The following is a 21937-nucleotide window of genomic DNA, read 5'->3' on the forward strand; positions in this document are numbered from 1 at the left end:
GACGAACTGAGGGAGTAGGACATGGACGCACTTACACACAGCGGTGACCTGGTCGCCGAAGCACTCGGCACCACGTTGCTGATCGCCGCGATCTCCGCGCTGGGCGCCCTCGTCATCGGGGTGCTTGTGACCGTGGCACGGATCAGTTCGGTGCCGGTGCTCCGCGCGATCGCCTTCTGCTACGTGCAGTTCTTCCTCAACGTTCCTCTGCTGGCGCTACTCCTGCTCGCCGTCTTCGCGCTACCCGACGCCGGGCTGATCATGCCGTTGTCGACCACCGTCATCGTGACGCTCGCCCTCTACGAAGGGGCGTACGTCGCTGAGGCGGTCCGCTCCGGCGTCAACACGGTGGCGTCCGGCGAGGTGGAGGCGGCGCGGGCGCTGGGGATGCGCTTTGGCCAGGTGATGCGCAAGATCGTGGTGCCACAGGCGCTACGGGCCGTGGTGCAGCCCCTGGGCAACGTGATGATTGCCCTGCTGATGAACACGGCGCTGGCCGCCACGGTCAGGGTGGTGGAACTGACCAGTGCGGCGAACCGCATCAACAACGTGGCCGCGCAGCCGATCGTCATCTACGCCGCGGTCGGCGCCGCATACATGGCGATGGCGATGTGCCTTGGTCTGTTGGCCGGACGCCTGGAGAAGAGGGTGGCGATCGTGCGATGAAGACCCTCCCCAGCCACCAGTTAGCCTACCTCTACGACAACCCCGGCCCGCTCGCCCGGCGCCGCGCAATGGTCTGGTCGATCGTGAGCGTTGTGGTGATCGCGTGCGTGGCCGTCGCCGGGTTGTGGCAGCTCGACGAGTCCGAACAGCTGGACTCCGATCGCTGGACTCCGTTGCTCTCCCCCGACATCGCCGAGTACCTCTTCGTCGGCCTGCGCGGCACCCTTGTGGCCGCTGCCGTCGTGGCGGCGTTCAGCCTGCCTCTCGGCGTGCTGCTAGCCGTCGCCCGGACCAGTCACAGCGCGCTGGTCAGGGTGCCGGCCATCATCTTCATCGAGCTCTTCCGGACCGTTCCGGTTCTGCTGCTGATTTACGTGATGCTGTTCGCGCTCCCGACCTACGGGATCAACCCCGGAGTGCTGTGGAAGCTCGCGATCCCCCTCGTCCTGGCCAACTCCGCGGCCATCGCCGAGATCGTCCGGGCCGGCATCCTGAGCCTCCCGCGTGGCCAAACCGAAGCGGGTCTCAGCCTTGGCATGCGCCGCTCGCAGGTGGTGCGCTCGGTCGTCCTCCCGCAGTCCCTGCGCAACGTCACCCCGTCCCTCGTCAGCCAGCTCGTCAGCCTGCTCAAGGACACTTCGCTGGGCTACGTGGTGGCGTTCACCGAGCTGCTCTATCGAGCCCAGGTACTGACTTCCTACAACCGACTCCTCATCCAGACCTATGTAGTGGTGACCCTCGTGTACCTCATCGTCAACGGCAGTCTTTCGCTGCTTGCCGCCCGGCTTCGTGCGCGCACCGACGCGCCCGTGCCCCTCCCCGCCTTGGCCACCACGACGAGTGCGGTCACCCCGGGTGCTCTGGCCCCGGAAGGTGCGCGACATGGCTGAGCTGGCCGTCGTACGTCGCGGTGGGTTCGTGGAGAGCCGGCACACCGGTCACGTCGTCGCGCTGAACCGAGACGGCGCCAACGCTGTCGTCCTCGGGTCGGTCGACGAGGTGATCCTGCCCCGATCCACGCTGAAGCCGCTGCAGGCGCTGGCGTGCCTGCGCGCCGGCGCCCCGCTGGTAGGCGAGGAGATTGCCATCGCGGCCGGCAGCCACACCGGCGAGGACCGCCACGTTGACGTCGTACGCCGTGTCCTGTCCCGTGCGGGACTCGGCGAGAGCGACCTCGGCTCTCCGGTGGACCTGCCCGAGCACGAGCCCACTCGGCAGGCCGTGCTGGCTCGCGGCGGCGGCCCGGATCGGCTGCGGATGAACTGCTCGGGCAAGCACGCCGCCATGCTGTTGGCCTGCGCCACACAAGGCTGGGACACCGCCGGCTACCTCGACCCGGGCCACCCACTGCAACTTCTGGTCCGCGAGGTCGTGGAGGAAATGACGGGCGAACCGGTTCGCCACGTCACCGTCGACGGCTGCGGTGCGCCGCTGTTCGGGGTCACGGTGCGCGGGCTCGCGGCGTCGTTCCGGACACTGGTCCTCGCCGACAAAGACACCGAGGCTTCCGCAGTTAGCTCGGCCATGCGCGCCCACCCCTTCTTCGTAGGCGGCACCCCTCACCCAAACTCGGATGCCATGCGCATGGTCCCCGGCCTGCTCGCCAAGGGCGGAGCCGAGGGGGTGATCGCGATGGCCGCCCCGACCGGCGAGGCCGTGGCGATCAAGGTGGCCGACGGTAACCCGCGCGCAACCACCTTGGTTGCTCTGGCGGCACTGCGCGCGGTCGGTGTGGACATCTCCGGGGCCACCCCGCTCATGGACCAGCCGGTGTTCGGCGGTGGCGTTCGTGTCGGTGAGATCGACCTCGGCGCCGACGTGCTGGGCCTACCGGGACGTGCCGCATGACCGCGGTGGAGATCTGTGTCGACGATGTAGGGGGCACGGCTGCAGCCCGCCGTGGCGGTGCGCAGAGGGTGGAGGTGTGCGGCTGTCTCTCCGAGGGCGGCACCACGCCAACCGTCGGCTTCCTGCGCCAAGCTGCCCGAGAGGCGGGGCCGCTGGGCCTCCAGGTGCTGGTCCGGCCTCGCGGTGGCGACTTCGTCTACTCCCGCGCCGAGCTCGACGTGATGCTGGAGGACATAGCGGCGACCCGTTCGACCCTCACTGACGATGAGCGGGTGGGTTTCACGCTGGGTGCGCTCACCCCGTCCGGCGATCTCGACGATGCGGCGCTGGCTGAGTTGGTCGCGGCGTGCAGCCCCTGTCCGGTCACCTTCCACAAGGCCTTCGACACCGCGTTGGCGGAGGGCCTCGACGCCGGACGTCTACTGACCCGGCTCGTCGACCTGGGGATGGCCGCGGTGCTCTCGTCGGGTGGCGACGGGCCGGCGATCGACCACCTGGACTCCCTGGCCGACCTGGTTCGCGCCGCTGGCGACCGGATCCGGGTCGTCGTGGCAGGCGGGGTCCGCCCGGGGAACGTCGCCGCGGTGCTGGCCGCCACCGGGTGTCGTGAAGTGCACTTGCGAGCCCCTGTGGTCGTCAGCTCGCGGAGCGCGGCTGGCTCGACCCAGTACGACGACGGGTCGCGGGCCGTGACCAGCGAGCAGGTTGTCGCGAACGTGATGGCGGCTGTCAGGCACTTCGAGGCCAGGCTGTGATCCGCTCGGCGTTGCTGGCGATCGACGTCGGCGGCACCACGGTGAAGTCAGCGATCGTCGACGAGAGCGGGCGCGTGCTTGCGCGGCACTCGGTCCCCACGGGGCGCGGCGAAGCGGCCCAGGCTGCGGTGCGTGACGCCGCGACGCACCTGGCCGCTCGGGCGCGTCACCTTGGTCTGTCCCTTGTCGGTGCCGGCGTCGTCTCCCCCGGGATCATTGACCGGGAACAGGGCGTGGTTCACTACGCCTCGAACCTCGACTGGGCCGACGTCTCGCTGCGAGCAGTGGTCGGATCCGTGGTGGACGTGCCGGTAGCAGTGGGCCACGACGCGCAGGCCGCCGGCGAGGCCGAGTGGTCACTTGGCGCGGCGCGCGGGAGTCGTGATTTCATCCACTTCTCCGTCGGGACCGGTATCGCGGCGAGCATTGTGGTCGCCGGCACCCGCATCAGCGGCAGTGCCGGCGGGGCCGGGGAACTGGGGCATACGCCCGTGCATCCCGGTGGTGAGAAGTGTCCCTGCGGGCAGCGCGGGTGCCTGGAGGTCTACGCTTCAGGAGGCGGGGTGGCTCGGCGCTACTTCACGCTTTCAGGGCGCACCGCGACGGCTCGCGAGGTCGTGCAGCTGCTCGACAGGGATCCGGCGGCGCGGCAAGTTTGGGACGACGCGGTGGCGGCATGGGTGACCAGTTTGGCGACCTGCGCCTTGGTGCTCGAGCCCGAGCTCGTCGTTCTCGGCGGGGGCCTTGCCCAGGCCGGGGAGGCGCTGCTCGGCCCGGTCCGCGACGGTCTAGCCCGAGCGTTGACCTGGCGCTCGCCACCTGCCTTGCGCGTCTCGACGCTCGGCACGGACGCCGCCACCCTGGGCGCCGCGCTGATGGCCGCACGTGTTGCCCGAGTCGCCACCGCGAGCAGCCCTGTCGACCACTGAGCGAGGCCGACAGCCCCGCGCGTCCTAGCGCTCCTGGATCCCTCGGTGAGACCACGCCGGCGATTGTCTCGGCTGGAGGGGAGACGTGCTTGCCTGGAACCGCACCGGACACGTTCTCCTTGCCGAGCGCAACGAGAACAAAGGGCCGGCAGGTCAACCACCGCTGGTCGGGGCGGGTCATCGGCTCGCTTCGGGGGTGTCGAGGCCGAGCATCCGCACCGTGACCGTCCCGCTACCACGTTGGCGCACCTTGAGGGTTTCGCCGTCGACGACCTTGACCACGTTGCCCTTCTGACGCACCAAAAGGCACAGGCGTCGGCGTCGGCGGAGGCGGGAGAGGAGGCGTCGGGCCGGTGCTGCACGGGCACGGGTTGGACTCGCACGCCACTCCGTTGCCGTCAGCGTCGAGGGCCGTGCGGATCCCCAGGCCCGGCGGCCAGGTAGAACGCCTGGACCTCGGCCTGGGTGGAGAAGTCGTCGCAGTCACGGTCGACGATCGCAGCAGCGGGTCCCCCGGTCACGGTCCGAGTCGCGATGCTGGCCGCAACCGCGAAAGAAGCGAGACACGTAGCTGACCTGGCGTCTCATCGAGATGTCCTGTTTCCGTGCGAGCCATCAAGGGGGCGGCGTTCGTGGCCCGAGCGCAATCAGCATGCGCCAACGGCGCCGACACCCGTGGCCGCTAGTCCGAGGGTGGCCCCAGCCCCGGCTGTTCCGGTGCTCGTACGTCGTGCCGGGTGGTGTCGTGGGCCTTGGTGACGGCTCAACTATTGAACGGGTCTCAAGGGTTGGTGAGGACACCAAGGTGGTCGTCGAGGTGGTCCGACTACGCGGCTTCAGCAATGTCTTGCTGGCGCCTCACTCGGTGACAAGGTCTAATCCGCGGACATAAGTGCCATGTGATATGTTACTGGCATGCGCGTGGTCGTCATTGGGGCAGGCATCATCGGGGCCGCGTGCGCCCGGACGCTGGCCCGCGCCGGAGCCAACGTGCTCGTCGTGGACAGGGGTTCTGCGGCCGGTGGCACCTCGGCGGCCTGCGAGGGCAACATCCTGGTCTCCGACAAGACCCCCGGCGCCGAGCTCGACCTGGCCCTGCTCGGCTCACGCCGGTGGGCCGAGGTTGCCGAGGAGCTCGCTGACGAGCTGGCGGACACGGTTCCGTCGATCGAATTCGAACGCAAGGGCGGCGTGGTCGTCTCCAGCACCGGTGAGGGAGCCCGCGCGCTGCGAAGGTTCTGCGCACGGCAGCGGACGGCGGGTGTCGTCGTCGAGGATCTGGACCCGATAGCAATGTACGAGCTCGAGCCGGATCTCTCCCCGGACGTGGTTGCAGGTGCCTACTACCCGCAGGACGCCCAGGTGCAGCCCACCACCGCCGTCGAGGCGCTGCTCGCCTCCGCCCGGCGAGCCGGCGCTCGCGTGCGCACCCACGAGCTGGTGGTCGGGCCGCTGCTGGCCCCCGACGGAGCCATCCGCGGCGTGCGCACCCGCCTGGCTGCCCACGAGGCCGATGTCGTGGTCAATGCCGCCGGTCCCTGGTCGGGTGCCGTGGCGGAGAAGCTCGGCGTCCATCTCCCGGTGCTGCCCCGCCGCGGCATGGTGCTGGTCACCACCCGGATGCCGCACCGCGTCTTCCACAAGGTCTACGACGCGGACTACGTCGGCGCCACTCAGTCCGATGATGCCGGCCTGCAGACCTCGACGGTCGTGGAGTCCACGGCTTCGGGCACCGTGCTGATCGGCTCCTCGCGAGAGCGAGTCGGTTTCGACGAGACCGTGGACCCCAGCGTCGCGGCGGCGATCGCGGTCAAGGCGATCGGGGTGTTCCCGTTCCTGGCGCAGGCTCAGCTGCTACGCGCCTACGTCGGCTTCCGTCCCTATCTCCCCGACCATCTACCGTTGGTCGGACCCGACGCGCGGCTGCCGGGGCTCTTCCACGTCACGGGGCACGAGGGTGCCGGGATCGGCCTCTCGGTGCCGTCGGCTGATCTGCTCGCCGCTCAGGTGCTAGGCCTCCCGCTGCCGTTCGACGCCTCACCGTTCTTACTCGACCGACCCTCGCTGGCCGCCCACCTGCAGTCTGTGGCATGACCACCAGCAGCACGCCTTCCGCCCGCGAGCCCGGAGCCGAGGTGCAGATCCAGTTCGAGGGCCACCGCTACGCCGGGGTGCGCGGCCAGACAGTGGCCGGGATCCTGCTGGGCAACGGCGTCCGTGCCTGGCGCACCACCTCCGCGGGAGAGCGGCCGCGTGGGGCGTTCTGCGGCATCGGGGTGTGCTTCGACTGCCTCGTCACCGTCGACGGGCAACGTGACGTCCGAGCGTGCCTGCGTCGTCCCGAGGGCGGTGAGCTGGTCACGCGGCAGCACGACCTGCTTCCGGGCCGCCAGGGTGAGGACGCCGACAATGACTGCTGAGGTGCTTGTGATCGGTGCCGGGCCGGCGGGCCTCTGCGCCGCCGCGGCTGCACGCGAGGCGGGCGCCGAGGTACGACTGCTCGACGCTGCGGACGCCACAGGCGGCCAGTACTGGCGAGACCTGCCCGTCAGCCGGTCCGACGGCAGCGAGTCCTCGCTGCACCACGACTGGGCGCACTACGTCAGGCTCCGCGACTCCCTCGAGAGTGATCCAGGGGTCCGGGTCGACCTCGGTGCCCACGTCTGGGCGCTCGGCCGCGACGACCGAGGCATCCGCGTCGACGTCGTCCACGGGCAAGCCGACGGCACTGAGCGCGCCACCGAGCGGATCCGGACCCGAAGCCTCGTGCTCGCCACCGGGGCCTACGACCGGGCGTTGCCGATCCCCGGCTGGACCCTGCCCGGGGTGTTCACCGCCGGTGCGGCCCAGGCTTTGGCCAAGGGCGAGCGGGTTGCGGTGGGGAAGCGGGTGATCGTGGCCGGCGCGGGACCGTTCCTCCTGCCGGTCAGCCAGGCGCTGGGCCAGACCGGGGCCCGAGTCGTGGCCGTCGTCGAGGCCGGTCGCCCCGGTCATCTGGCGCGGGCTTGGCTGCGCCGCCCCAGCGAGCTCCTCGCCGCGCGTGGCAAGGCTGCTGAGCTCGGCGGCTACGTCTGGGACATGCTCCGCCGGCGGGTGCCCTACCGCGCCGGTCACGGAGTCGTCGAGATCCATGGCAGGCACGAGGTCGAGGCCGTCACCATTGCTCGCCTGGACGCCCGGTGGCGCCCGATCGCGGGTACCGAGCGGCGCTTCGACTGCGATGCGGTGTGCCTGGGCCACGGGTTCACCCCGCGTCTCGAGCTGGCGATCGCGGCCGGTTGCCGACTCGACGAGCGGCGCTTCGTCGAGGTCGACGACGCCCAGCTAACGACGGTGCCGGGTGTGTACGCCGCGGGCGAGCTGACCGGCATCGGCGGCGCCGACCTGGCCCAGGCCGAAGGACGGATCGCGGGCTGGGCGGCTGCTGGCGGCGCCCTGGACGCGGACCCGCTGGCACCGGCACGCCGTGCCCGTAGCCGCATGCGGGGGTTCGCGGCCCGAATCGAGGACGCCCACGGCATCGGTGCCGACTGGCCGCGCTGGCTTCGCGACGACACCGTGGTGTGTCGCTGCGAGGAGGTCGACCGGGCCACGCTGCGCCGCGTGGCCGCGGGCACCGACGCCAGCGGGCTGCGCTCGTTGAAGCTGACCACCCGCGCAGGGCTCGGTGCCTGTCAGGGCCGGGTCTGCGGGCGCACTGTCGAGCAGCTTCTCGCCGCTCACCTGACCACTCCCGGTGGCACCCGGTCGGAGGTGGTCGGCACCGACCGCCGTCCGGTCGCAGCCCCCCTCCGACTCGGTGAGCTAGCCCGCTACGGCGAGCCCTCCGCGACTCCATCCTGCTCGGCCCCACAGAAGGAACAACCCTGATGAAGACCACTGACCTGGGCGGCGTCGTCGTCGCCACCACCTTGGCGTTCAAACCCGACGACTCCGCGCCCGCGGGGCTCGCGGTCGACTTCGACAAGTTCGGCGAGCACGTCGACATGCTGATGAGCAACGGCTGTCACGGCGTCGGCCCCAACGGCTCCCTTGGGGAGTACTCCTCGCTGAGCGACGAGGAGCGCCGCAAGGTGATCCAGGTGGCCGTCGACGCAGTCGCCGGGCGCGGCCTCGTGATTGCCGGATGCCACGGCGTCGGGTGGCCCCAGGCCCGGGTCTGGGCCGAACGCGCCCAGAGCGACGGTGCGGACGCCGTACTCCTGCTGCCTCCGACGATGTATCGCGCCAACGACGACGAGGTGATCGAGCACTACGCCCGCGTCGCTGACGTGGGCCTGCCGATCATGGCCTACAACAACCCCTTCGACACCAAGGTCGACCTGGTGCCCTCCTTGGTCGCCCGGATCGCGGAGATCCCCGAGGTGGTGGCGATCAAGGAGTTCTCCGGAGACGTACGTCGGGTCTTCGAGATCAAGGAGCTGTGCGACATCGACGTCGTCGCCGGCGCGGACGACGTCCTCTTCGAGTTGCTGGTCGACGGGGCCGTGGGCTGGTTCGCGGGCTACCCCAACGCGTTCCCCAAGGAGGCTGTCGAGCTTTACGACCTGTGTCGGGCCGGGGACTACGCCGCGGCGCGGAGCCTCTACGCGCAGCTCGTCGCGGTGTTCCGCTGGGACTCGCGCACCGAGTTCGTCCAAGCCATCAAGCTCTCCATGGACATCTGCGGTCGATCCTACGGTGGGCCTACGCGTCCCCCCCGCGGACCACTGAGCGAGGAGCACGCGGCCCGGGTCAAGGCCGACACCGAACGAGCTCTGGCGGCTATCGACGCCAGGTGAGCAGACCGGCACCATCCTTGCCCAGCACTGGCCACTCACCACTGGAGCTCATGCCATGCGTACGATCCGCACCTTCCACGCCGTTGACTCACACACCGAGGGGATGCCCACCCGGGTGATCGTCGGTGGGATGGGCGTCATTCCCGGGGCGACGATGAACGATAAGCGGCTGCACTTCATCGAGTACCTCGACGACGTCCGTCGGCTGCTGATGAGCGAGCCGCGTGGTCACGCCTCGATGTCCGGCGCGATTCTGCAACCGCCCACCCGCGAGGACTGCGACTGGGGAGTGGTCTACATCGAGGCGAGCGGCTGCCTGCCGATGTGCGGTCACGGCACGATGGGGGTGGCCACGGTCCTGGTGGAGACCGGGATGGTGCCGGCCGTCGAGCCGGTCACCGAGATCCGCCTGGACACCCCCGCCGGGGTCGTGGTGGCACGGGTGTCTGTCGAGCACGGTCGGGCGGCCTCGGTGACGCTGGCCAACGTGCCCAGCTTCGTCGAGCGGCTGGACCAGACGATCGAGGTCGCCCGGATCGGCCAGGTGCCCTACTCCGTCGCCTTCGGCGGCAACTTCTACGCCCTGGTCGATCTCGAGGACGTGGGTCTGCCTTTCGACCGCTCCCGAAGCCACGAAATCCTGAGCGCCGGGCTCTCCATCATGGAGGCCATCAATGCGACAGCCCCGCCGCGGCACCCGTCGATTGAGGGCGTGAACCACGTCCACCACGTCGAGTTCATCGCTCCCGGCTCCGACGCCCGGCTCTCCCGACACGCGATGGCCATCCACCCCGGTTGGTTCGACCGGTCCCCGTGCGGCACCGGCACCTGCGCGCGGATGGCTGAGCTGCACGCACGCGGCGAACTCGCATTGGACACCGACTTCGTCAACGAGTCCTTCATCGGCTCGCAGTTCACCGGCCGGCTGATCGCCACCACCACCGTCGGCGGCCTGGCTGCGGTGATCCCCGAGATCACCGGCCGCGCCTGGATCACCGGCACCGCCCAGTACCAGCTTGACCCGACGGATCCGTTTCCTGCCGGCTTCGACTTCTAGGAGAGCTATGACGCACACCCAAACAGACAACGGCGGCGCCGCACTCGACGCCGTCCTTTCCGCCGCCGCTCAGAGCGCCGCGGCGTTCGCGGCCACCGCGCCTCGCGAACGCGCTGCCGCCCTGGTTCGGATCGCCGACCGGCTCGACGCCGCGGTGGCGGAGATCGTCCGGATCGGCGGTGAGGAGACCGCGCTGCCCGAGGGCCGGCTCCGTGGCGAGCTCAACCGCACCACCGCCCAACTCCGGCTCTTCGCCGAGGTGGTGATGGAGGGGGCGTACTTCGACGCCCGGATCGACGAGGCCGACGCCGACTACGTGGTCGGTCCCCGCCCCGACGTGCGCCGTGTCAACGTGCCACTCGGCCCGGTGCTGGTCTTCGCCGCCTCGAACTTCCCGCTCGCCTTCTCCGTCGCCGGGGGTGACACCGCCGCCGCGCTCGCTGCTGGCTGCCCCGTGGTGGTCAAGGCGCACGACGGCCACCCTCGACTCAGCGACCTCACCGCGCGGATCGTGACTGAGGCGCTCGCCGAGTCCGCTCTGCCGTCCGGGGTGTTCGCACTGATCAGTGAGCGCGACGATGCCACCGCGGCGCTGCAGGACCCGCGAATCCGCGCCGCCAGCTTCACGGGCTCGACGGCCGTGGGCCGGATGCTCGCCGACCTGGCCGCCACCAGGCCTGATCCGATCCCGTTCTTCGGCGAGCTGGGTAGCGTCAACCCGGTCTTCGTGACACCTGCGGCACTCGCCGCCGACGGCGAGCGGATCGCGAAGGAGTACGTCGCCTCCGTCACCGGGTCCGCCGGTCAGCTATGCACCAAGCCCGGCTTCTGCTTCGTGCCCGACATCGCGCCGATGCGGGCCGGGATCACCGCGGCGCTCAAGGGGCTGGGCGAGACCCGCCTGCTGACCCCCAGCATCTCGACGGGCTACGCCCAGCGCCGCGCCGCGCTGATGTCTGCTTCCGGGGTCGAGATAGTCGCCGAAGGTGGTCTGCGCACCGACGAGGACGGCTTCGCCTGGGTGGTCCCTACCGTGCTGACGGTCGGCCTCGCCGACCTGGAGAAGGCCGGCGACGCCGTGCTCGACGAGACGTTCGGGCCTCTGTCCGTGCTCGTCACCTACGATGAGCGGGCAGCGCTGCCCGCTGTCGCCGAGCGGATCTTCCCGGGCAATCTGACGGCGACCCTGCACCTGGCCGCGGACGAGGATCCTGGACCGTGGGAAGCCCTGGTCGCTGCGCTGGGCCGGACCTCCGGTCGCGTCTTGTTCCGGGGCTGGCCGACAGGCGTCTCAGTCACTGCGGCCATGCAGCACGGGGGACCCCATCCGGCCACGACGAGCGACGCCACCTCGGTCGGGACGGCCGCGATCGGCCGCTTCCTGCGCGCCGTCTGCTTCCAGAACGCTCCGGCAGCGTTTCTCCCAGCCGCGCTGCGCGAGGACAATCCGTGGGGCGTTCCGCAACGCCGCAGCCCCGCGGGTCTCTCGCACGACTGGGGAACGCTGACCGGCCGCTACTGATGGGACGAGCCGCGGTGCCGTTCTACGACGCCAGCACCATCCGCGACGCGCTGCGACCGCGCGCGGCGGTGCAGGCGCTGGCCGACGCCCTGCACCACGGGCTCGACCCTGCCGCCGCAGCGCCTCGCAGCATCGTGCCGGTCGAACACGGGGAGCTGCTGCTCATGCCCGGGGAGTGCGCCGGCGCGGTCGGAGTGAAGATCGCGACCGCTGCCCCCGGCAACGCCGCGCTAGGTCTGCCACGGATCCAGGGCCTCTACGTGCTGGTCGATGCTCGTACCCTCACTCCCCGAGCCTTGCTGGACGGCATCGAGCTGACCTTGCTGCGTACGCCGGCTGTCTCCTTGCTGGCGGTCCGCGACCGACTCACAGCTGCGGCTGAACCGCTGCACCTGGTGGTGGTCGGAACCGGTCCGCAGGCTGTCCGGCACGTCGAGACGACGTACGACGTCCTCGAAGCGGTGCGCCCCATCGCCTCGGTCACCTACCTCAGCCGCCACCCGGAGTGCTTCGTGCCACCTCCTGCCAGGGCAGCCGCTCTGGTGCTGCCGCTCGGCGGCGCGGCATCCGACGAGGCGATCGCAGGGGCCGGCCTCGTGGTGTGCGCCACCTCGACCCGGACCCCCTTGTTCGACGGCGCCGTGGTCAGCGACGACGCGGTGCTGGTCGCGGTGGGTTCCCACGACCCGCTGGCCCGCGAGCTCGACGAGCAGCTGATGGGGCGCTCCCATGTCGTGGTCGAGGACGTGGAGACCGCCCTGCGCGAGGCCGGGGACTGCGTCCAGGCGATGGCGGCCGGCACGCTGCGCCGCGACTCGTTGATCCCGCTCACCGCGGCACTCGCCGATCCTGAGGGGCTCACCAGGGACCGGCCCCTGGTCTTCAAGTCGACCGGCATGGGCTGGCAGGACGCCGTCGTGGCTGCGGCCGTGATGGCCGCAATCGAGCGAGTGGGCGAGTGAGCGGCGCTCAGCTCGAGGCCGTCAGCTCGAGGGAGGGCGTCGCTCACCGGAGGCCCAGATGGTCCGGACCCGCCCGATGTGCCGGGTGGTGAGCTCCTCGATGCCCGCGACGTCGCTGTCGATGGCGCGATCGATCAGCTCGGCGTGCTCCCGGACTGTCTCAACCAGTCGGCCGCTACGAGACAGGGTCTCCAGACCGTAGAGCCGGCTGCGCCCCCGCAGGCCGCGCACGGTCTGTACCAATGACGCGTTGCCGTGCAGGGCGAGGAACCCGGTGTGGAACTCGGTGTCCAACTGGATGTATTCCACGAGATTGCCCTCGGCGGCGGCCCCTTCGATCTGAACGGCGAGTCGGCGCAGTTCCTCCAGCCGGGGCCGCTGCTGCTCGACGTAGGCCGCTGCCACTCGTCCCATGATGGGCACCTCGAGCAGCAACCGCATCTCCACCAGCTCATCGAGCTCGGCGTCGGTGGGCCGGCGGACCCTGAACCCCTTGTTGGGCAGCACCTCGACCATGTCCTCGCGGACCAGCTCGAGCATCGCCTCGCGGACCGGGGTCGCGGACACCCCGAAGTCACTGGCCAGCGCCGGTGCCGAGTAGACCTCGCCCGGTCGCATCGATCCCGAGATCAGCGCTGCTCGGAGCGCCTCGACGATGTCCTCGCGCACGCTCGAGCGCCGGATGACCCCGACGGGGGGATCGACTCGCACCACTTCTACTCCCTCGATTTCGTCCAAGCCGGAACTGTACCTCTGGCTATGGACATGTGATATGTCACATCGTATAGTGCAATGACACCGATAGGAAGGGTCGCAGATGACTCTGAGTGGAACGGCCGAGGGCGGCGCTCGCGTCGGCATCGAGCTGGAGCACCTGTCCAAGCGCTTCGGCGATCACGTCGTCCTCGACGACGTTTCGCTCCGGGTCGCGCCGGGCAGCGTCACCGCCCTAATCGGGCCCTCCGGCGCGGGGAAGAGCACCTTCCTGCGTTGCATCAACCTGTTGGAGCGGCCCGACTCAGGCCGGATCAAGGTTGCCCACCACACCATCGAGCCCGGCAGGGAGGTGCGGGCCCGCGACTTGGCGGCGCTGCGGCGCACGGTCGGGATGGTGTTCCAGTCGTTCAACCTGTTTCCGCACATGTCGGTCCTGGACAACGTCAGCTTCCCGCAGCGCAAGGTGCTCAAGCGCACCAAGGAGCGGGCCGACGAGCGCTCGATGCTGCTGCTCGAGCGGGTCGGCCTGCCGGAGAAGGCCAGGGAGTACCCGCAGCGTTGCTCCGGTGGTCAGCAGCAGCGGATCGCGATCGCCCGGGCGCTGGCCCTCGATCCCAGCATCATGCTGTTCGACGAGCCCACCTCGGCCATCGACCCGGAGGTCGGCCTCGAGGTGCTTGCTGTCATGCGGGAGCTCGCTGAGGAGGGCATGACGATGCTGGTGGTCACCCACGAGATGCACTTCGCGCGCGACGTCTCCGACACGTTGGTGGTGATGGCCGACTGCAAGATCATCGAGCAGGGCGACCCGAAGGCGATCATGAGCGACCCCCAGGTCCCTCGCACCCGTCAGTTCTTGCGCGCGGTGCTGGAGCGCTGAGGTGGAAGCCTTCACCACGGTTCTCGAGGGTCTTCCGCTGACGTTGTGGCTGACCTTCGCGTCGTTCGCCATCGGTGCTGTCGGCGCGATTCCGTTGGCGCTCGGGCTGCGGTCGAGGTGCACTCCGGTGCGGATGCTGTGCCGGCTTCTTGTCGACTTCGTCCGCGGCGTGCCGATCATCGTGTGGCTGTTCGTGCTGAAGTTCGGCCTGACCTTCGGCACCTTCCGGTTCACCCCGGTCCAGGCGGCCATCCTCGGCCTGGGTGTCGTTTCGGCGGCGTACCTCGCCGAGATCTACCGGGGCGGCTTGCAAACGGTGCCCGCCGGGCAGCTCGAGGCCGCCCAGGCGCTCGGCCTGTCCCGGAGTACCGCCTTCGGGCGCATCGAGGCGCCCCAGGGCTTCCGGATCGTCTCGCCCTCGGTGGCGACGTACCTCATCGGCCTGTTCAAGGACACCGCGATCGCCTCGACGATCATCGCGCCGGAGATGGTCTTCCAGGCCCAGTCGTTCGCTCGGCAGAACCCTGACCAGGGGCTGATCACCTACGGCTACGCGGGCTTGCTCTACATCGTCTTGAGCCTGCCCGTCGCGTACTTCGCGCGAAGACTGGATCGGCGACTCCGAGAGGCGGCGCACTGATGTCCTGGCTCAACGACTGGGTTGGCTTCCTGCCCGAAATGCTCGACGGCCTCAAGATCTCGCTGCTGGTTGCAGGGGTTGCGATCCTCGCCGGCTATCCCGTGGGCCTGGTGCTGGGGCTGATGGTGAGCTCCGCACACGTCGTCGTGCGAACTGTCGGCTTGGTGCTCGTCGAGGCGGGACGTGGCGCCCCGGCACTGGTGATCCTCTACATCGTCTACTACGGCCTGCCGAGCATCGGGATCACCTTTGAGTCCATCACGGCGGCGTGCATCGGACTGGCCTTCAGCGCCGCGGCGTACTCCAGTGAGATGTTTCGTGCCGGGATTCAGTCGGTGCCGCGTGGTCAGCTCGAGGCGGCCGACGCCCTAGGTCTGGAGCGCTCCTCGACGTTCCGCCGGATCGTGCTGCCGCAGGGGCTGCGCTCAGCCGTCCCGGGCCTGATGGGCGTGGCGATCCAGGTCTTCCAGGGGACGTCGCTGGCCTACGGGATCGCCGTGCCGGAGCTGATGAAGACCGCCTACAACATCGGCAGCCAGGACTTCAACTACCTCAAGGTCTTCGTTCTCGCCGGGCTCGTCTACGCCGGCGTCTCCGTGCCGGCGACCTGGATCACCGTCTACTTCGAGCGCCGCATGTCTCGCCGCTACGCCTAGCCGGGTCTCGCCCTCGACCTGAGCCGCCCATAACCGAACCGAGCCCGAACGTCAGAACATCCAACCAGGAAGGCACCCATGAAATCCAACGCCCGCAAGTTCCTCGGAGCAGCCGCCGTCGCCGCTGTCGCCACCACGCTTCTCGGGGCATGCGGTGGCGAGTCGACGTCGACGGTCGCCGCCGACTGCGCCCCGAAGCACGAGAGCGTCAAGACGGTCGACGACGGCAAGCTCACCGTCGGCGTCATCGACATCCCGCCGTTCAGCAGCTACAACAGCGGCAAGCCGGAAGGGATCGACATCTCCATCGTCAAGAAGATCGCTACGGACGAGTGCCTCGAGCCGGTCTACCAGCAGGCGACGTACGCCGACGCCGTGCAGTCCATCTCCGGTGGCAACATCGACCTTGCGATCGGCACGATCGACGCCACCGCGAAGCGGATGGAGGCTGTGGACTTCTCCGCCTCCACGTACCTCGACGGGATGGGCATCGCCTCGAAGTCGGGCGCGTCGAGCGTGACGGAGCTGGAGAGCGTCGGCACGGTCGGCACCATCGACGGCTACCTGTGGGTCGACGACCTGAAGAAGATCCTCGGCGACGACCTGAAGACCTACCCCAGCAGCGTGGAGCTCAAGGCCGACTTTGACGCCGGTCGGGTGGATGCGGCGGTAGACGCCTACGGCGTGCAAGTCCCGCAGTTCAAGGACGACTCCGACATCAAGGTGTTCCTGGCCAACGAGACGCCGGATGACCGCGTCCAGGCGATCGTGAAGGCGCCAGAGGCGGCGTTCCCGATGACCAAGGGAAACACCGCTCTGCAGAGGGCGCTCAGCGACGGCATCGAGGAGCAGCGCGACGCCGGCACCATCAAGGACCTGCTCAAGAAGGCGGGCCTGAGTGAGTCGCTCGGCGAGGTGGGCGCCACCCAGTACGTCGTCCCCTGATCCACACCCCGGCGGAGCTCTGCTCGTCAACCCTCGGCCCCGTGGCATTCCACGGGGGCCGAGGCGCTGGTGTCGAGTGCCCCGCCCGAGACAGTCCGGTTCTCGCCGCGATCGTCCTGAGGGGCTGATGACGGTCTGTCTAATTTTGCTGGCCGTCGCGAGCGGCGTCCGTCGTCCCGCGACGGGACGGAACACGGCGAAGACGTTTTGGAGATGGTTCTGTCGGACTGTGCGGGGCGGGGCATCGCTCCCCAGCGTTCCGATGGGCCGCCGCGTAGGCGCCTAGGGCTACCGTGAAGGAGTTGAGGAGTCGATCAGTCCTTCGAGCGCGGCGCGAATACTGAGCAGGCCTGCGATCCGATCATCGTGAGCTCTGAGGTGCTCGACGAGGGTGGGAACCGCGCAAGGGCGCACGGGTCCGCCGAACGCCCCGACCGCAGCCGCACACCTGAACTGGCTGGCTATTGGCGGACATGGAATGACGCCATGTTGCTCGGCGATGGCGCCGTGCCGATAGCTGCTGAGAGACGAGACCACGTTTGGGCAGCGTCTCGATGTTTCTCGCGGCGCACAGACTAGTCGGCATGACGTGACCCGGTTGCCGTGACGAGGCAGCGGGCCGGGGGCCCCGAAGCGCTCTGGCGCGCGCATTTGCAGCTTTGATGAATGCCTATAACATACCGTATGTTAAGTAAGAACGTAATGATACTAGATAATTCCTCATAAGGAAGTGGGCGCGTCCCGGTGGGAGGCGCCCACTTTCTTCTCGGTGTATTTAGTTGTGTCCACTCACACCCAGCTGTGGGTAGAGAGGTCGCGAGCTTTTGTCGCCCTCGACGAAGAGGCCGGCCGGTGCGGACGTCGTAGGAGTGGTCCTGTTGCGGCCAGCGTCGTCACCCTTGGCGACGGTGCAGCCCTTGAACGGGCCTTGCGGTCCGGTAGAGCGAAGTCATGTCACTTTGTCCTTTATTAAGTGCCGAAAGTTGCGCCACCTCGCGTCTTTGTCACTTCGTAAGAGACATGCGGACAGAGTCACTCCGAACGATCGGCGACCGGTACCGGACGACGCTGGTCGGTCAACCATGGTTGACAGGTCTGCTCTGTCAACCTAAGCTGACAGTTGTGAGTGACACGAGGCAACTGGCCTCCGAGGCGAGCAGCCAGGACCCCGCCGTCGGGCTGCGAGCAGTGCGAGCGTTGAGGGTCCTCATCGAGCGCCTGGAAGCGCTGCAGGTCGACAACGCCCGCGACCAGAACTGGTCCTGGCAGGAGATCGCCGTCTGCCTGTGCGTGACCCGACAGGCGGTTCACAAGAAGTACGCGGGCGGTCGGGGTCTCTTGAGAGGGGAGTAGTAGGCATGTTCGAGCGATTCAACCCGGATGCTCGCGAGGCGGTTACCTCCGCCCAGGCGGAGGCCCGACGGCTGCACCACGACTACATCGGCACCGAGCACCTCCTGCTGGGCCTGATGGATCAGGCGGACGCTCTGTCGGGCCGCCTGCTCGCCGAACACGGCCTCGAGCGACCTGGCGCCGAAGCGGCGATCCTGCGCCTACTCGGAACAGCCGACTGTGGACCGGGCGAGTTGGATGCCGACGCACTGGAGACGATCGGCATTGACCTGTCGACCATCAGGGAAAAGGTCGAGGCAGCATTCGGTCCCGGAGCGCTGGATCGCGAACCGGCCCGGACCCGGACGGGACGCCTGACCAGCGGCCGCAACGCCTCCTTCACCGCCCGGGCCAAGAAGGTTCTCGAGCTGTCGCTGCGGGAGGCGCTCCGCCTGAAGGCGGATCGTATTGCCGACGGTCATCTCTTGCTCGGCCTGTTACGCGAAGGCGGGGGCCTGGCCGCCAAGGTCATGGCCGACGCGGGCATCGACTTCGACGTCCTCCGGGCCGAACTCGACGCGCAACTCACGGCCCAATCGCCGTCCTGAGTCGGTTCGGGAACACACAAGCGGCCCGGTCAACCGGAGGGGTTCCGGTTGCCCGTATGCCGATCGCTTCGGGAGGTTCGTAGCGGGATCGGAGGTCACGCGCCGCGCGATCCGGCGACTCTGTGGAGCCAGGAGCGAACCAGTCGGTGCGGCGACCCGGGGAGCCAGTTCGTGTCCAGCCCCGCTCATCCAGTCGGTCCAGCTGGCGGCCACGTAGCGCGGCGATAGGTGTGGTCACCTTCTCTGGCCCCGGTTGAGTGCCTGATCGTCACGAATGTTGGCCCCGGCCCTGGGTAGTGGTGCCGCTGGCTGGGTGGGATGGCGTGTCGTCGCGAATGTTGGCCCCACCCCGGTTCGGATCTTCATGTCGATGTCGTCGTCGTGGAGGTCTTCAGGTGGGATCACGAGTGGAGTTGTTCGAGCAGATCCGTCGTGATCGGCGGCTAGAGGAGATGTCGATCCGCGAACTCGCGGATCGACACGGGGTGCACCGCCGCACGGTGCGCCAAGCGCTCGCGTCATCGGTGCCGCCACCGCGACAGACGTACCCGGCGCGGGCACGGCCGGCGATCGATCCGTGGCGGGAGGTCATCGACGGGTGGCTGATCGGCGACCAGGCGGTCCATAGGAAGCAGCGGCACACCGCTCGACGTGTCTGGCAGCGGCTCGTGGCCGAGCACGGCGCGAGCGTGTCGGAGGTGACCGTCTCGCGCTACGTGGGCCTACGCAGGGTCGAGCTGGGGATCGTGGATCAGGAGGTGTTCGTCGCCCAGGAGCATCCGCCCGGCGCTGAGGCCGAGGTCGACTTCGGTGAGTTCCAGATCGTGCTGGACGGGGTCGTGGTGAAGGTGTGGATGTTCGTGATGCGCCTGTCCTGTAGCGGGAAGGCGTTCCACGTTGCCTACGGCAACCAGGCCCAAGAAGCATTCCTCGAAGGACACACGGCGGCGTTCGAGCACTTCGGTGGCGTGCCGGGCCGGATCCGCTACGACAACCTCAAGCCCGCGGTGACCCGAGTGCTGAAGGGCAGGGACCGCGAGGAGTCCGAGCGGTTCATCGCGTTGCGGTCCCACTACGGGTTCGACTCGTTCTTCTGCATTCCCGGCAAACAGGGCGCACACGAGAAGGGTGGTGTGGAAGGCGAGATCGGCCGGTTCCGCCGCCGCCATCTGGTCCCGCCACCGAAGATCGCGACGCTGGTCGAACTCGCCGCTCTGGTCGCAGCCGGCGATGTCACTGATGACGACCGGGTCATCACCGGCCGCACGAGCACAGTCGGTGCCGCGTTCGCCACCGAGCAGCCGACCTTGATGCCGCCACCGGACGAGGCGTTCGATCCGCGGGTGATCGAGTCGCGTCGCGTGGATCAGCGGGCCCGGGTGTCGATCCGCCAGTGCCACTACTCGGTGCCCGCCCGCTACGCGGGCCGACGCTTGAGCGTCCGGTTAGGCGCGGCCATGGTCGAGGTCCTCGACGCAGGCAAGGTCGTCGCGACCCACACCCGCGCCATCGGCCGGTATGTCCAGGTCCTCACCCTGGATCACTATTTGGAAGTCCTCGCGCGCAAGCCCGGCGCTTTCCCCGGCGCCACGGTGCTGGCCCAGGCCAAAGCGGCCGGCAGTTTCACCACCGCCCACCAGGGCTACTGGGATGCAGCCCGCGCTGCGCGTGGCGATGGCGACGGGACTCGGATGTTGATCGAGGTCTTGCTGGCCCACCGGACCCTGCCCGCAGCGGCGTTAGTGGTCGCGATGGACGCCGCCGTCACGAGCGGGGCACTGGACCCGCAGGTGGTGATCATCGAGGCCCGCCGGGCCGCCACGGCGCAGGTCGCACTGGTGGTGCCGATCAGCGCCTTGGCCCGCTACGACCGGCCAGCCCCGACCCTGAGCAGCTACGACGATCTCCTCACCACCGCGACAGCAAGGACCGCGCCATGACAACCAAGACCAGCACCGACACCGCAGCCCAGGCTTCGATCAACGCCGCGGCCCGCGAACTGCACCTGCCCACGGTGCGCGCCGAAGCCGAACGGCTGGCCGAGATCGCTGCCCGGGAGCGCCAGACCCACCGCGGCTACCTCGCCGAGGTGCTCGCCGCCGAGGTCGACGACCGGACCGAACGCCGCCGTACCCGACGGATCAACGAGGCTAAGTTCCCGCGGATCAAGCGCCTGGCCGAGTTCAACATCGACGCCGTCCCGTCGATCACACCAGCCACCCTGGGACACCTGGCCGCCGGGAACTACCTCGACGCCGGCGAACCTGTCGTGATGCTCGGTGACTCCGGGACCGGGAAGACACACCTGCTCATCGGACTCGGACTGGCCGCCTGCGAGCAAGGGCGTCGGGTCCGCTACGTGACCACCGCGCACCTGGTCAACGAACTCGTCGAAGCCGCCGACGAACGTGTCCTGTCCCGCGTCGTCGCCCGCTACGGAAGGCTCGACCTGCTCTGCCTGGACGAACTCGGCTACGTCCAGATCGACCCCCGTGGCGCCGAGCTGCTGTTCCAGATCATCACCGAACGCGAGGAACGCGCAAGCATCGCGATCGCGACCAACCTGCCCTTCAGCGAGTGGGGAGCAGTGTTCCCCGACCCACGGCTCGTCGCCGCCATCGTCGACCGGGTCACCTTCAACGCCCACATCCTCGAGACAGGCACCCAGTCCTACCGACTACGCACCAGCAAGAACACCCGCCGCCGCGCCAACTGACACAAGGGGGGCCAACATTCACGCCGCCAGCCGGGGCCAGAGATCTTGACGAAACGCACGGCGACGACTGGCCGGTGACCCGCAAGGGCATCACGCCGTACTTGTTGAGGTACTTGCCCCCATCGCGGTGTGGTAGCCGACCCGCTTCAGCGACGTGGCGAGGGTGCGGCCGCGAAGGCTGCCCGAGCCGGAGCCGTAGGGCGTTTCGTGGGCTTCGCTGCGGCCCCTAGATGACCGGCGGCCTGGACCGCGACGAATGCGCCACCCGCGACGGCGCAGGCAAGCAGGACCACCACGACTTTGGTCGCCGCCGGCCGGCTGATCCCCCGTTGCACGAGCGGAGCCTGCCCGAGAAACCCGCAGAAAGTTCACCAGACCTGCCGGTAAATGCATGCCGAGAAGGGCGACTTAATCGCAAGGCGTTCGCGTCATTCGTGTCCGCCGTGAGGTTCGGCAAACCCGAGGGGTTGAGCTGATCCCTGCGGACGCGTGACGCCGCCGGCGAGCATCTCCTGAAACCTCGGACAGGTTGCGAGGTCTTCGTGGTCGCACTGCAGTGCGCAGTCGATGAGCTCCAGCTCCAGGGTCCGGTAGGAGGCCGTGGGCCGCACGGCCCACTCCTCCCAGCACAGGTACTCCTCCCGGGCGCTGATGTCGGCGCGGGATTCGGCGCCGTGGCCGTCGATCTCCAGGTGACCGAGCTCCGTGTTGGGCAGCACGCCGTGCCAGAGCAGCGCCGAGCCGATGCCACTGCCGAGTGTGGTCAGGATGACCAACCGGTCGCGGCCCTTCGCGGCGCCGTACTGGAGCTCCGCGTAGCCGGCCACGTCGGCATCGACGAACGTCATCAGCCGCGCCACGCAGCCGCGCTCCATCCTTGCAGCTCGAACCCGACGCGCCATAGGTGCCGTTGGGCAATTGGT

23 protein-coding genes are annotated in these 21937 nt (G+C 68.9%); 20 read left to right on the forward strand and 3 right to left on the reverse strand.

Features of this window, described 5'->3' with window-relative positions:
• Positions 1–21: 21 nt before the first annotated feature.
• The 5 genes from H4Q84_RS14820 to H4Q84_RS14840 are packed head-to-tail and all read left to right on the forward strand — an operon-like array spanning position 22 to position 4198.
• Positions 22–666 carry an amino acid ABC transporter permease gene (locus tag H4Q84_RS14820; RefSeq protein ID WP_248579861.1) on the forward strand — a complete coding sequence of 215 codons (645 nt, stop codon included), beginning with the start codon at positions 22–24 and terminating at the stop codon, positions 664–666.
• Positions 663–1556: an amino acid ABC transporter permease gene (locus tag H4Q84_RS14825; RefSeq protein ID WP_248579862.1), complete on the forward strand. Its 894-nt coding sequence runs from the start codon at positions 663–665 to the stop codon at positions 1554–1556. The genes H4Q84_RS14820 and H4Q84_RS14825 overlap by 4 nt, the downstream gene beginning before the upstream one ends.
• Positions 1549–2514, forward strand: coding sequence for an asparaginase (locus H4Q84_RS14830; RefSeq protein ID WP_248579863.1), 966 nt, complete (start codon positions 1549–1551; stop codon positions 2512–2514). The genes H4Q84_RS14825 and H4Q84_RS14830 overlap by 8 nt, the downstream gene beginning before the upstream one ends.
• Entirely contained in the window at positions 2511–3269 is a 759-nt protein-coding gene (locus H4Q84_RS14835) for a copper homeostasis protein CutC (protein WP_248579864.1), read from the forward strand. Before H4Q84_RS14830 ends, H4Q84_RS14835 begins: the two co-directional genes overlap by 4 nt.
• A complete protein-coding gene (locus H4Q84_RS14840) occupies positions 3266–4198 on the forward strand; it encodes an ROK family protein (protein ID WP_248579865.1) in 933 nt (310 codons plus the stop codon). The genes H4Q84_RS14835 and H4Q84_RS14840 overlap by 4 nt, the downstream gene beginning before the upstream one ends.
• Before the next feature lie 398 nt (positions 4199–4596).
• On the opposite strand, the gene H4Q84_RS23215 is transcribed toward H4Q84_RS14840, so the two are convergent.
• Positions 4597–4719: a hypothetical protein gene (locus tag H4Q84_RS23215; RefSeq protein ID WP_282580249.1), complete on the reverse strand. Its 123-nt coding sequence runs from the start codon at positions 4717–4719 to the stop codon at positions 4597–4599.
• A gap of 394 nt (positions 4720–5113) precedes the next feature.
• Here H4Q84_RS23215 and H4Q84_RS14845 point away from each other — a divergent pair, with 394 nt between their 5' ends.
• From H4Q84_RS14845 to H4Q84_RS14875, 7 genes are read left to right on the forward strand one after another with little or no spacing between them, the layout of a single operon-like run.
• Positions 5114–6292 (forward strand): FAD-dependent oxidoreductase, encoded by a 1179-nt coding sequence (locus H4Q84_RS14845; RefSeq protein ID WP_248579866.1) that lies wholly within the window; start codon positions 5114–5116, stop codon positions 6290–6292.
• Positions 6289–6618: a (2Fe-2S)-binding protein gene (locus tag H4Q84_RS14850; RefSeq protein WP_248579867.1), complete on the forward strand. Its 330-nt coding sequence runs from the start codon at positions 6289–6291 to the stop codon at positions 6616–6618. Before H4Q84_RS14845 ends, H4Q84_RS14850 begins: the two co-directional genes overlap by 4 nt.
• Positions 6608–8068: an NAD(P)/FAD-dependent oxidoreductase gene (locus H4Q84_RS14855; protein ID WP_248579868.1), complete on the forward strand. Its 1461-nt coding sequence runs from the start codon at positions 6608–6610 to the stop codon at positions 8066–8068. Before H4Q84_RS14850 ends, H4Q84_RS14855 begins: the two co-directional genes overlap by 11 nt.
• On the forward strand, positions 8068–8979 hold the full coding sequence (locus H4Q84_RS14860; RefSeq protein WP_248579869.1) for a dihydrodipicolinate synthase family protein: 912 nt from the start codon (positions 8068–8070) through the stop codon (positions 8977–8979). Before H4Q84_RS14855 ends, H4Q84_RS14860 begins: the two co-directional genes overlap by 1 nt.
• A gap of 55 nt (positions 8980–9034) precedes the next feature.
• A complete protein-coding gene (locus tag H4Q84_RS14865) occupies positions 9035–10036 on the forward strand; it encodes a proline racemase family protein (RefSeq protein ID WP_248579870.1) in 1002 nt (333 codons plus the stop codon).
• A gap of 7 nt (positions 10037–10043) precedes the next feature.
• Positions 10044–11558, forward strand: coding sequence for an aldehyde dehydrogenase (NADP(+)) (locus tag H4Q84_RS14870; RefSeq protein WP_248579871.1), 1515 nt, complete (start codon positions 10044–10046; stop codon positions 11556–11558).
• A 14-nt stretch (positions 11559–11572) separates the two neighbouring features.
• Positions 11573–12520: an ornithine cyclodeaminase family protein gene (locus H4Q84_RS14875; protein WP_248579872.1), complete on the forward strand. Its 948-nt coding sequence runs from the start codon at positions 11573–11575 to the stop codon at positions 12518–12520.
• Between the two features lie 21 nt (positions 12521–12541).
• On the opposite strand, the gene H4Q84_RS14880 is transcribed toward H4Q84_RS14875, so the two are convergent.
• On the reverse strand, positions 12542–13258 hold the full coding sequence (locus H4Q84_RS14880; protein ID WP_248579873.1) for a GntR family transcriptional regulator: 717 nt from the start codon (positions 13256–13258) through the stop codon (positions 12542–12544).
• Positions 13259–13337: 79 nt separating this feature from the next.
• Between H4Q84_RS14880 and H4Q84_RS14885 the strand changes: the two genes are divergently transcribed.
• From H4Q84_RS14885 to istB, 8 genes are all read left to right on the forward strand, one after another.
• Positions 13338–14117: an amino acid ABC transporter ATP-binding protein gene (locus H4Q84_RS14885; protein ID WP_248579874.1), complete on the forward strand. Its 780-nt coding sequence runs from the start codon at positions 13338–13340 to the stop codon at positions 14115–14117.
• Between the two features lies 1 nt (position 14118).
• On the forward strand, positions 14119–14757 hold the full coding sequence (locus H4Q84_RS14890) for an amino acid ABC transporter permease (protein WP_248579875.1): 639 nt from the start codon (positions 14119–14121) through the stop codon (positions 14755–14757).
• On the forward strand, positions 14757–15413 hold the full coding sequence (locus tag H4Q84_RS14895; protein WP_248579876.1) for an amino acid ABC transporter permease: 657 nt from the start codon (positions 14757–14759) through the stop codon (positions 15411–15413). The genes H4Q84_RS14890 and H4Q84_RS14895 overlap by 1 nt, the downstream gene beginning before the upstream one ends.
• Positions 15414–15491: 78 nt before the next feature.
• The gene (locus H4Q84_RS14900; RefSeq protein ID WP_248579877.1) at positions 15492–16358 is read left to right on the forward strand and encodes a transporter substrate-binding domain-containing protein; all 867 of its coding nucleotides are present in this window, start codon (positions 15492–15494) and stop codon (positions 16356–16358) included.
• A gap of 1122 nt (positions 16359–17480) precedes the next feature.
• Entirely contained in the window at positions 17481–17711 is a 231-nt protein-coding gene (locus tag H4Q84_RS14905) for a hypothetical protein (protein WP_248579878.1), read from the forward strand.
• 5 nt (positions 17712–17716) lie between these two features.
• Positions 17717–18298, forward strand: a complete 582-nt coding sequence (locus tag H4Q84_RS14910; RefSeq protein ID WP_248579879.1) for a Clp protease N-terminal domain-containing protein — start codon at positions 17717–17719, stop codon at positions 18296–18298.
• A 395-nt stretch (positions 18299–18693) separates the two neighbouring features.
• A complete protein-coding gene (istA, locus tag H4Q84_RS14915) occupies positions 18694–20238 on the forward strand; it encodes an IS21 family transposase (RefSeq protein ID WP_248579443.1) in 1545 nt (514 codons plus the stop codon).
• Positions 20235–21014 carry an IS21-like element helper ATPase IstB gene (istB, locus tag H4Q84_RS14920; protein ID WP_248579444.1) on the forward strand — a complete coding sequence of 260 codons (780 nt, stop codon included), beginning with the start codon at positions 20235–20237 and terminating at the stop codon, positions 21012–21014. Before istA ends, istB begins: the two co-directional genes overlap by 4 nt.
• 428 nt (positions 21015–21442) lie before the next feature.
• Here the strand turns inward: istB and H4Q84_RS14925 are convergent, their stop codons facing one another.
• Complete coding sequence (locus tag H4Q84_RS14925; RefSeq protein ID WP_248579880.1) at positions 21443–21862, reverse strand: hypothetical protein; 420 nt, start codon at positions 21860–21862, stop codon at positions 21443–21445.
• Positions 21863–21937 lie beyond the last annotated feature (75 nt).

Origin of the sequence: Nocardioides sp. InS609-2 (assembly GCF_023208195.1) — a bacterium.
GTDB lineage: Bacteria > Actinomycetota > Actinomycetes > Propionibacteriales > Nocardioidaceae > Nocardioides.

Coding starts and splice junctions, on each gene's coding strand:
- H4Q84_RS14820 (WP_248579861.1), top strand. CDS start 22: ATGGACGCACTTACACACAGCGGTGACCTGGTCGCCGAAGCACTCGGC.
- H4Q84_RS14825 (WP_248579862.1), top strand. CDS start 663: ATGAAGACCCTCCCCAGCCACCAGTTAGCCTACCTCTACGACAACCCC.
- H4Q84_RS14830 (WP_248579863.1), top strand. CDS start 1,549: ATGGCTGAGCTGGCCGTCGTACGTCGCGGTGGGTTCGTGGAGAGCCGG.
- H4Q84_RS14835 (WP_248579864.1), top strand. CDS start 2,511: ATGACCGCGGTGGAGATCTGTGTCGACGATGTAGGGGGCACGGCTGCA.
- H4Q84_RS14845 (WP_248579866.1), top strand. CDS start 5,114: ATGCGCGTGGTCGTCATTGGGGCAGGCATCATCGGGGCCGCGTGCGCC.
- H4Q84_RS14850 (WP_248579867.1), top strand. CDS start 6,289: ATGACCACCAGCAGCACGCCTTCCGCCCGCGAGCCCGGAGCCGAGGTG.
- H4Q84_RS14855 (WP_248579868.1), top strand. CDS start 6,608: ATGACTGCTGAGGTGCTTGTGATCGGTGCCGGGCCGGCGGGCCTCTGC.
- H4Q84_RS14860 (WP_248579869.1), top strand. CDS start 8,068: ATGAAGACCACTGACCTGGGCGGCGTCGTCGTCGCCACCACCTTGGCG.
- H4Q84_RS14865 (WP_248579870.1), top strand. CDS start 9,035: ATGCGTACGATCCGCACCTTCCACGCCGTTGACTCACACACCGAGGGG.
- H4Q84_RS14870 (WP_248579871.1), top strand. CDS start 10,044: ATGACGCACACCCAAACAGACAACGGCGGCGCCGCACTCGACGCCGTC.
- H4Q84_RS14885 (WP_248579874.1), top strand. CDS start 13,338: ATGACTCTGAGTGGAACGGCCGAGGGCGGCGCTCGCGTCGGCATCGAG.
- H4Q84_RS14895 (WP_248579876.1), top strand. CDS start 14,757: ATGTCCTGGCTCAACGACTGGGTTGGCTTCCTGCCCGAAATGCTCGAC.
- H4Q84_RS14900 (WP_248579877.1), top strand. CDS start 15,492: ATGAAATCCAACGCCCGCAAGTTCCTCGGAGCAGCCGCCGTCGCCGCT.
- H4Q84_RS14910 (WP_248579879.1), top strand. CDS start 17,717: ATGTTCGAGCGATTCAACCCGGATGCTCGCGAGGCGGTTACCTCCGCC.
- istB (WP_248579444.1), top strand. CDS start 20,235: ATGACAACCAAGACCAGCACCGACACCGCAGCCCAGGCTTCGATCAAC.
- H4Q84_RS14925 (WP_248579880.1), bottom strand. CDS start 21,862: ATGACGTTCGTCGATGCCGACGTGGCCGGCTACGCGGAGCTCCAGTAC.